General features: G+C 39.5%; 9 protein-coding genes. All 9 read right to left on the reverse strand.

Features of this window, described 5'->3' with window-relative positions:
• Positions 1-151: 151 nt before the first annotated feature.
• Positions 152-1,267 (reverse strand): Nif3-like dinuclear metal center hexameric protein, encoded by a 1,116-nt coding sequence (locus BFU02S_RS12520; RefSeq protein WP_066371154.1) that lies wholly within the window; start codon positions 1,265-1,267, stop codon positions 152-154.
• The gene (locus BFU02S_RS12525; RefSeq protein ID WP_066371159.1) at positions 1,254-1,973 is read right to left on the reverse strand and encodes a tRNA (adenine(22)-N(1))-methyltransferase; all 720 of its coding nucleotides are present in this window, start codon (positions 1,971-1,973) and stop codon (positions 1,254-1,256) included. Before BFU02S_RS12525 ends, BFU02S_RS12520 begins: the two co-directional genes overlap by 14 nt.
• Before the next feature lie 83 nt (positions 1,974-2,056).
• Positions 2,057-2,422 (reverse strand): cytochrome c550, encoded by a 366-nt coding sequence (gene cccA / locus BFU02S_RS12530; protein WP_066371160.1) that lies wholly within the window; start codon positions 2,420-2,422, stop codon positions 2,057-2,059.
• A gap of 184 nt (positions 2,423-2,606) precedes the next feature.
• Entirely contained in the window at positions 2,607-3,746 is a 1,140-nt protein-coding gene (locus BFU02S_RS12535) for an acyl-CoA dehydrogenase (protein ID WP_066371161.1), read from the reverse strand.
• Between the two features lie 477 nt (positions 3,747-4,223).
• Positions 4,224-5,360 carry an RNA polymerase sigma factor RpoD gene (gene rpoD / locus BFU02S_RS12540; protein WP_066371170.1) on the reverse strand — a complete coding sequence of 379 codons (1,137 nt, stop codon included), beginning with the start codon at positions 5,358-5,360 and terminating at the stop codon, positions 4,224-4,226.
• Positions 5,361-5,399: 39 nt separating this feature from the next.
• Positions 5,400-7,202 (reverse strand): DNA primase, encoded by a 1,803-nt coding sequence (gene dnaG, locus BFU02S_RS12545; protein ID WP_066371171.1) that lies wholly within the window; start codon positions 7,200-7,202, stop codon positions 5,400-5,402.
• Between the two features lie 31 nt (positions 7,203-7,233).
• A complete protein-coding gene (locus BFU02S_RS12550; RefSeq protein ID WP_369690688.1) occupies positions 7,234-7,725 on the reverse strand; it encodes a YaiI/YqxD family protein in 492 nt (163 codons plus the stop codon).
• A 327-nt stretch (positions 7,726-8,052) separates the two neighbouring features.
• Positions 8,053-8,862 (reverse strand): pyruvate, water dikinase regulatory protein, encoded by an 810-nt coding sequence (locus BFU02S_RS12555; RefSeq protein ID WP_066371175.1) that lies wholly within the window; start codon positions 8,860-8,862, stop codon positions 8,053-8,055.
• 29 nt (positions 8,863-8,891) lie between these two features.
• Positions 8,892-9,521, reverse strand: a complete 630-nt coding sequence (gene ccpN / locus BFU02S_RS12560; RefSeq protein ID WP_066371177.1) for a transcriptional regulator CcpN — start codon at positions 9,519-9,521, stop codon at positions 8,892-8,894.
• Between the last annotated feature and the right edge of the window lie 200 nt (positions 9,522-9,721).

Here is a 9,721-nt window from a genome sequence, read left to right on the forward strand (position 1 = left end):
GGGGCTAGGCCGCTTGCGCTGGGCAATTTTCGAAATCAAAATTTATACTTCCTTAATCTTATATAAAAAACCGGTCATTTGACCGGTTTTTTATATAGAAATTCGCTACAAAAGCTGAATAACCTTCGAAATTAAATTTGAAAACAGCTTTTTATATAAAATGAAACGGATCTGTATGAATCTCAGAAGGGAAGATTTCCACTGCAAAGCCGGCATCTTGACACATTTTTTGCAACGTTTTTGTCAATCCTTTTTTCATGACCTTTTCCACATTATGACCGGGGTCGATCATATTCAAGCCTACCATCATCGCATCGTGGGCTGTATGGTAATAAATATCTCCCGTAATGTAAACATCTGCTCCTTTAAATTTAGCATGAGCAAAATATTTATTGCCATCTCCGCCAAGAACTGCGCACCTTTTGACTTTTGTATTTAAGTCACCGATGACCCGGACTCTTTCTACCTCAAGTGCAGTTTTTACTTTTTCAGCAAATTCGTGCAGTGTCATTTCAGGCACTTTTCCGATTCTGCCAAGCCCCAGACTCTCCCCTTTATTTTCCAAAGGATAGACATCATAAGCCACTTCCTCATATGGGTGAGCTTTAATCATGGCCGTAATTACTTTTTTAAGAAGAGGTTCAGGTACGATGGTTTCAATTCGAACCTCCTCTGTTGTTTCTAGTTGGCCCGGTTCCCCAAGAAACGGATTGGTTTCTTCTCCAGGCAAAAATCTTCCCGTTCCATTTGCTGAAAAAGAGCAATGACTATAATTTCCGATAAAACCGGCCCCTACATCCCCGAGGACCTGACGAATTTCATCAGCATGGCTGGCAGGAACAAATACAACCAGTTTTTTTAGGCTGACATGATAAGTTGGAACCAATACTTCGGTTTTTTCTAAGCCAAGAGCTTCTGCCAGCCAATCATTCACTCCGCCCTTTGCCACGTCTAGATTCGTATGAGCTGCATAAACAGCTATATCGTGCTTTAGCAGTTTTTCGATCATCCGGCCTTGAACGGTATCCGTAATAATATTTTTTAACGGTCGAAAAATCGGCGGATGATGAGCAATAATCAGCTGGACATTCTTTTCAATGGCTTCATCAATCACTTGTTCCAGTACATCAAGAGCAATCATCACCCGCTCAATTTTCTTATTTAAGCGCCCGATTTGTAAGCCAACCTTGTCCCCTTCCATTGCTAAAGACTTAGGGGCAAACTGTTCAAATAGCTGAATGATTTCATGTCCGTTAGGAGTCTTCATCAGACAATACCTCCTCTGCCAGCCTGATTTTTGTTAATAATTCCTGCTTTTTCTCGATTGTTTCCTCCGTTTCTGATGCCTGTTCAAGCATATTATAGATCCTGAGCCAATTTTTCTTTTCAGCTGTCCATTTTTTCTTGAAAGCTTCCGGCTGGAAACGGACAAGGTATGGCCCAAACAAGAGATCGGCCTCGAGATTTTGTCCGTACGGTCTCTTTGGATTTCCTCTTTCAGCGACCAGGATTTCATAAATTTTCCCGTCTTCTTCAATAATTTCTTCAGCAACCAACTCCCAGCTGTTTTCCAAAAACCATTTCCGAATAACAATCGCATTTATATTTGGCTGTAAGACAAGCCGCTTCACTGAATGAAGCTTTTCTTTACCTCTTTCCAAAATCTCTGTAATTAAGCTGCCTCCCATTCCGGCAATTGTAATACAATCTACTTCATCCGGATTGATGACATCAAGACCATCTCCAAGCCTTACAGCAATATTGGCAGATAGGCCTTGTGTACTGACGTTTCTCTCTGCCGACTGAAACGGGCCCTTCGCCACTTCCCCGGCAATCGCAAATAGAATATGTCCATTCTTCATTAAAAAACAAGGTAAATAGGCATGATCAGACCCGATATCCGCCATTCTTGCTCCTTTTGGTACATATTTGGCAACCGTTGCCAAACGGGCTGATAATTGATCAGAATTCAAACAAATACACCACTCTCTTAAAAAACAGTTATGTATACTAGTATAAAAAAGGTCCTTTACAGATGCAAAGGACCAAGTTTGTTTTACTTTATTTTCGAAACCCATTCCGCCATTGCATCGGCCTGCTCCGGCTTAACAAGGCCAGGTGGCATTTGTCCTCTTCCTTGCGTAATAATTTGTTTAATTTGATCCTTGCTTAACTTGCTGCCAATGCCTTTTAATGACGGACCAACTACCCCCTGATAGTGATCGCCATGGCAATTAATACATGTACTTTTATAAATTTCTTCCGGATTAGTTGCAGTGTTTTCAGTTTTTGCACCGTTTGAGGCACTATTCCCTTTTGCCATTTGCTTTGAGTCCCCAAGACCTTTAAAAGAAAGGATCAACGTTAAAACGATTCCAAAAACCATGATCAAGACAAAAGGAACGACCGGATTTCGTTTCATCAAATAACCTCCCTTACGTACAGACATCCCTTAACATAAATTACCTGCCTATATTTTACTTTAAAAATGAAGGAAGGAAAAGCCCTAAACATTATTTTTATGATATCTTTGTAATAAAAGGAAAAAGAGGCTAATTTAAAAGTTTAATAGCCCCATTTTACTTTTCTCAAATATATAAATGCTCTTAGCAGCCGATTATTCTTGATATGACCATCCTTTGGACCTCCGAAGTTCCTTCGCCAATTTCCAAAAGTTTGGCATCCCGCATCATTCTTTCGACTTGGAACTCTTTCATATAGCCATACCCTCCATGAATTTGGACTGCCTGACTTGTTACCTCCATACAAATTTCTGAAGCATACAGCTTGCACATTGCGGCTTCTTTTGAAAATGGCCGTCCCTGATCCTTAAGCCAAGCAGCTTTATACACCATATTGCGGGCTAATTCAATTTTTAATGCCATATCTGCCAGCTTAAATTGGATCGCTTGAAAAGACGAAATCGATTTGCCAAACTGTTTTCTTTCTTTGGAATAGGCAAGCGCCTTGTCAAACGCACCTTGAGCAATTCCCACTGCCATAGCGCCAATTCCAATCCGGCCTCCATCAAGCGTGATTAAAAATTGCTTAAAACCTTCTCCTCGCTTGCCTAATAAATTTTCTACAGGAACTCTTACATCCTCTAATACAAGTTCAGTCGTATTGGAGGCATTTAACCCCATCTTTTCGTAACGGTCAAGGACAGAGAAGCCAGGTGAATTAGTCGGAACAATGATCGCACTGATTTCTTTTTTTCCATTTCTTTCACCCGTCACAGCAGTAAGGGCCAAATGTTTGGCAAAACTCGCGTTTGTGATAAAACATTTATTACCGTTGATCACGAATTCGCCGTTTTCTTCAATTGCTGTTGTCTTCGTTCCCCCTGCATCTGAACCAGCATTTGGCTCGGTAAGACCAAATGCTCCCAATGATTCTCCTGTACAAATAGGGGTTAAATAAGTTTGTTTTTGTTTTTCCGTTCCAAACAAATAAAGTGGTGCTCCCCCAAGAGAAATATGGGCTGAATAAGTAATCCCCGTAGAGGCGCAAACCCGGCTTAATTCTTCTACAACAATAGCAAAGCTGATGGTATCAGCTCCCCCTCCGCCATATTCTTCCGGAAATGGAAGTCCCATGATCCCCATTTCTGCTAGTTGTTTGAAAATTTCCAAAGGAAATTGCTTTGTCCGGTCACGTTCAATTGCACCTGGAGCCACTACTTCATCTGCAAAGTCACGAATTGTCTTTTTAATCATTTCTTGTTCTACAGTCAAATCGAAATTCATCGTTCACTCCCCTTAAAACAAACTCTGTATACGCTTTCATTTTTATTATAAGAGAGCGACCTATATTTTCTCAAGATTTATAAATTTTTAAATTTAATTGCTATTTTAAAACAAAAAAAGATTGCCGTTTTTCTTGTTAAATCTTAAAACTTGATTGATTTTTGTTTTTATCACAAAAATAAATTTTCCAGTTTAATAAAAAAGATCAATATGTCCATTTGCAAAATGAGAAACAATTCAGTAAAATAAAACTCAGAAAATGCTTTCAATAAGAAAAGCGCAAGGCGCCCTCCTAGCGGCTTGTGACCCAGAGCCGCTGGCGCCTCCGCCTAAAAGCTATCGCTTTTAGACGTGCGATGCATATGCTGCCGAAGCCTTCCTTGTGGAGCTGGACAATTCTCTAAGTCAAATTTATACTTTCTTTACTTTCAAAAAAAAATAGTTTACCTCTTTCCAGAAGTAAACTATTTCAACTATTTATTCTAAAAAGTCCTTTAAGCGCTTGCTGCGGCTTGGGTGACGTAATTTCCGCAATGCTTTCGCTTCAATTTGCCGAATCCGCTCGCGGGTAACTCCGAAAACCTTACCCACTTCTTCAAGTGTGCGAGTACGGCCGTCATCTAACCCAAAACGAAGGCGAAGCACATTTTCTTCCCGGTCAGTAAGAGTATCTAGGACATCCTCAAGCTGCTCCTTTAATAATTCGTAGGCAGCATGCTCTGATGGTGATGTTGCATCTTGGTCTTCAATGAAATCTCCAAGATGGGAATCATCTTCTTCACCAATTGGTGTTTCAAGCGACACAGGCTCTTGGGCGATTTTTAATATTTCTCGAACTTTATCTGGTGTCAAATCCATATCTTCGGCAATCTCTTCAGGAGTGGGTTCTCGGCCGAGGTCTTGTAGTAATTGGCGCTGTACTCTAATCAATTTATTGATCGTTTCCACCATATGAACAGGAATCCTGATCGTTCTTGCTTGGTCAGCGATCGCACGAGTGATGGCCTGGCGAATCCACCAAGTAGCATAAGTACTGAATTTAAAGCCTTTTCGATAATCAAATTTCTCTACTGCTTTAATAAGGCCCATATTGCCCTCTTGAATTAGGTCAAGAAATAACATGCCACGACCGACATAGCGTTTAGCGATGCTTACGACCAGACGGAGATTTGCTTCCGCAAGACGGCGTTTCGCTTCTTCATCCCCTTGTTCAATCCGGTGGGCTAATTCAATTTCCTCCTCAGCAGACAAAAGGTCGACACGACCAATTTCTTTTAAGTACATCCGTACCGGGTCATTAATCTTTACACCAGGAGGTACACTAAGATCATTTAAATCAAATTCATCATCATCTTCTTTAACAAGATCCTTTAAGCTTGGGTCTACTTCCTCATCGTCGTTTTCACCGACCAGTTCAATACCTTGAGCACCCAGGTAATCGTAGAATTCATCCATCTGTTCAGAGTCTACTTCAAAATTTGCCATTTTCTCAGCAATATCATCATAGGCAAGGACTCCGACTTTTTTGCCCATTTCTGTTAACTGGTCTTTCACTTGTTCTAACGTTAATTCATTCTCGGCCTCTTTTGAACGGGCTGATTTTTCAGCAGCCATATGGGGGTCCCTCCTTCAAGAATCAGAAGCACTTTTCATCTATAACGATTTACGCAATTGATTGATTTCATTTCCAATTAAAGCAGCCTGTTTATAATCTTGCTGGCGCTCTGCTTCTTTCAATTCCACTTCTTTTTCTTTTATTCTTAACAATTTTTGATAATTCAACACCTGTTTGATATAATCATTTAATTCTTGGGAACTTAACTCATCATTGATTGGCATCATTTCGATATTTGCCACTATTCTTCTAAGATGATCATCTTGAATATAGGTTAAAAATGCACTTGAGTCTGCTTCAGAGTGATCTTCATAAAAACTTAACAAATAGGTTAGTATGGCCTGATGTTCATCTTCATTAAATGTTTCGCCTTGTAATAGTTCCTGAACACGATACACAGTATCCCGATTTTTGAGCATATGGGCAATTAATCGGCGCTCGGCAGTGTAATATCTCGGCTTCAGTTCATTCGTTTGCAGAATCAAAGCTGGACTTGAGCTAGTTTTTTTTCCTTTTTCTTTTCTTTTTTCTGCAAAATAAATTTGCTTTTGCTGCTCCCGTAAAGCATCGAGAGAAAGGGAGAATTCACCTGCGAGCTGCCGCAAATAATGATCTCTTTCTACCGCTTTTGACAGCTTGCTTATTTCTCTGATTATTTCTTCGATATATGCAAGCCTATCTCCTTCATTTTGCAGATTTTTTCCTCTGCGAAAATAAAGAAATTTAAATGCCATCCATGTTAAGCTGGCACCAATTACTTCTTTGCGGAACCTTTCCGATCCCAAGCTTTTAATGTATTCATCAGGATCCATCCCATCAGGCATAACGGCCACTTTGACTGTCATACCCGATTCAGTTAACAAGCTGCCGGCACGAAACGCTGCTTCAATTCCTGCATGATCGGAATCATAGCATATGGTTATTGATTCAGCAGTTCTCTTCAATATAGCAATATGTTCTTCAGTAAGAGCCGTACCCATTGTAGCAATGCCGTTCTCTATTCCGGCGCGGTCAGCTGCGATAACATCGGCAAATCCCTCAAATAAAACAGCATTCTGCAGTTTTTTAATATTTGGTTTTGCTAAATGATAGTTGTATAAAATTTTGCTTTTATTAAAGATTGGCGTTTCCGGACTGTTCAAATATTTGGGCTGCTCAGCCCCCAGTGTTCTGCCGGAAAAGGCAATCGTCTTTCCGTTTTGGTCAAAGATCGGAAACATAATTCGATTTCGGAAACGGTCGAAATAAGTTCCGTCTTTTTCACGTTTAATAATCAGGCCTGCTTTCTCCATCCACTCAGGGGAGAATTCCCGCTTTGACAGAAATTTAAACACATAATCCCACGAATTCAACGAATAGCCAATCTGGAATTTATCAATAGATTCCCGGGTAAACCCGCGATCCATTAGATATTCTAAAGCAGGCTGACCTTCATTTGTATTTACCAGTAAGTGATGATAAAATTTCCTTAACAGCTCGTGAGCTTGTAACATCGCTTGGATATCCTCAGGGACTTTCTTCTCTTTTGGCCCTGTCGACATATCCAAATCCAACTCAATATTTGCTTTTGCTGCTAATTTCACAGCAGCTTCCTGAAAAGAAATTCCTTCAAGCTCTATTAAAAATGAAAATACGTTTCCCCCAGCGCCGCAGCCAAAACAATGAAAGATTTGCTTGTCTGGTGAAACGGAGAATGACGGGGTGTTCTCTCCATGGAAAGGACATAGTCCGAAGTAATTTCGTCCCTGTTTCTTCAGTTGAACATAGTCACTGATGACTTCAACAATATCGACAGCCTGACGAATTTGGTTAATTTTTTCTTCGGCAATACGTTCTGCCATGAAAACAACTCCATTTTCATTAACTACTTAATTATTCGGCAGAAATTTGATTGATTCCTGCAAATTTCGACAAAATTCTTGTCAATTCCAATAAAAATCTTTCACGATCTTCCGTTCGGAAAGGTTTCGGTCCTTTTCCATACACTCCTCTCTTCCTGGCTTTTGCATTTAAGAAGCGTATATCAAGGGCTGTTTGGATATCTTTCTCATGAAACATTACTCCTCTAGGAGAAAGCACTTGAACACCTTTTGGCAGTAATGTTGATGCAAGACCAATATCCTGAGTAATCACGACATCTCCCTTTTCCGCATGGTTCATAATATATAAATCTGCAGCTTCTTTCCCAGAATCAACATACTTCCAATTGCCATATGTAAGTTTATGGTGAATATTGTGATGATAGTTGCAGCAAAAAAGAACTTTGACGGAAAATGCAGATGCCATTTCGACAATTTCCTCCTTAACTGGGCACGAATCTGCATCAACAAAAATCGTCGGAATGCCGTTTACATTTGTAATAATTCTACATCACTCCGCATATTCCTTCTTTAGCAGCTAATTTTATCAAGAAAACTTATTTTTACACGAACTCTTATTAAGGCGATGATCTTTCCTGTCGATTGCTCAAGCATACAATCAAACATAAGTAAATGTCGAAAAAAATTTTTAAGAGGTTCCCTTGACATCTCACAATAAATAGTTTATTCGTTCCCTTTAAAGTCTAAACCTCAAAAGATACATTTTTATCACAATTTTTTATTATAGTATATCTATTATCATTTTGCCATAATTTTTTAGGATTTTTTATAATCGTTCTCAAAAAAAACACATAATCGTTTTGATTATGCGCTATTGTCTGTTTTTGTGAAAATAATTTAAAATGATATTTGCTGTTTCTTCCACTGCTTTACTCGTTACATCTATGACTGGGCAGTTGATTTTGTTGACCACTTTATCGAAAAAAGATAATTCCTCTTTGATTCGCTCAATATTAGCATAGCTTGCTTTGTCATTTAACCCTAAAGAAATGAGACGCTCGCGGCGGATGCTATTTAACTTTTCCGGACTAATTTTTAAGCCAAAGCATTTTTCTTTCGGAACTCTGAATAACTCTTCAGGCGGATCCACTTCCGGGACAATCGGAACATTAGCCACCTTAAGCCGTTTGTGGGCTAAGTATTGGGATAAAGGAGTTTTAGATGTCCTTGAAACTCCTATCAGTACAATGTCTGCTTTTAATATCCCCCTTGGGTCACGGCCGTCATCATATTTTACAGCAAATTCAATCGCCTCGACTTTTTTAAAATAATCATCGTCCAATTTGCGGACAAGTCCAGGTTCATTCAACGGTCTTTTACCGCTATACTCCTCAATTTGATCTATGATAGGGCCGATTAAATCAACAGCATGGATCCCATGTTTCTCTGCCTGCTCTTTCATATATGTACGCATTTGGGGTTTGACCAGTGTGTAAGCCAACATTCCTTTGTCTAAAGAAGCAAGGGATACTACTTCGTCTATATGCTCTTTATCCTCAACATATGGAAACCTTTTCAACGCTATTCCTGAGCCATTGAACTGGCTGATAGCGGCTTTTGTTACTAATTCTGCTGTTTCACCAACTGAATCTGATACTACGTAAATAATTGGGACACTCATTTCTGCTCGATCATCTCCTTAGCTGATATTTATTCATCACCTAACGCCACAAAAGCTTTGGCGATATTTGTCTTGGTGATTCTGCCGATTACTTCAAAACCTTTTTCTGTTTGTTTGACCACCGGCAAGGCGTCTATTTGTTTTTCGATTAATTTTTTCGCAATATCTATTAACAGATCATCCCGTTCACACATGGTGATATTTGGCATTCTGGTCATAATGATATGGACGGGAATCGTCGTGAGCTCCTGCTTGCCGAGACTGGCTCTCAGCAAATCCTTTCTTGACAAAACGCCGACTAAAAGCGAATTTTGGTCCACAACAAACAATGTTCCAACATCCTCAAGAAACATGGTACAGATTGCATCATAAACGGAAACATTCTCATTTACTACAACGGGGATGGATTGATAATCTTTTACATAAATTTTTTGCAGGTTTTCTGTTAATAATTGTGTCCCGGATTTACCAGTATAAAAATAGCCGACTCTCGGTCTTGCGTCAAGAAAACCGGCCATCGTCAAAATCGCAAGATCAGGTCTTAATGTGGCTCTTGTTAACTGTAATTGCTCTGCAATTTGCTCTCCTGTAATTGGACCATTGTCCTTCACGATTTGCAATATCTGTTCCTGGCGCTTTGTAAGTTCGATTGTCCTCACCGCCTTTAGGTTGATCTAAATAAGTAAATATAGTGATATTTTATTATAGCTAAAATTTAGCTATTTGAAAAATATTCAGATTGATTCGTTTTTTATAGAATAGCACAAGCCGATGTGGGCCACTTTTAGACATGCTACCAAAGCTTTCGTTGTGAAGATGGAAGTGATGTTTATAAATTCTGATATATACAAAGGGGCTG

The organism is Neobacillus fumarioli NBRC 102428 (genome assembly GCF_001591485.1).
GTDB lineage: Bacteria > Bacillota > Bacilli > Bacillales > Cytobacillaceae > Neobacillus > Neobacillus fumarioli.

Bases quoted from the DNA above. Each gene is read 5' to 3' on its own strand.
- BFU02S_RS12520 (WP_066371154.1), bottom strand. From the start codon at position 1,267: ATGAAGACTCCTAACGGACATGAAATCATTCAGCTATTTGAACAGTTT.
- cccA (WP_066371160.1), bottom strand. From the start codon at position 2,422: ATGAAACGAAATCCGGTCGTTCCTTTTGTCTTGATCATGGTTTTTGGA.
- BFU02S_RS12535 (WP_066371161.1), bottom strand. From the start codon at position 3,746: ATGAATTTCGATTTGACTGTAGAACAAGAAATGATTAAAAAGACAATT.
- rpoD (WP_066371170.1), bottom strand. From the start codon at position 5,360: ATGGCTGCTGAAAAATCAGCCCGTTCAAAAGAGGCCGAGAATGAATTA.
- dnaG (WP_066371171.1), bottom strand. From the start codon at position 7,202: ATGGCAGAACGTATTGCCGAAGAAAAAATTAACCAAATTCGTCAGGCT.
- BFU02S_RS12555 (WP_066371175.1), bottom strand. From the start codon at position 8,862: ATGAGTGTCCCAATTATTTACGTAGTATCAGATTCAGTTGGTGAAACA.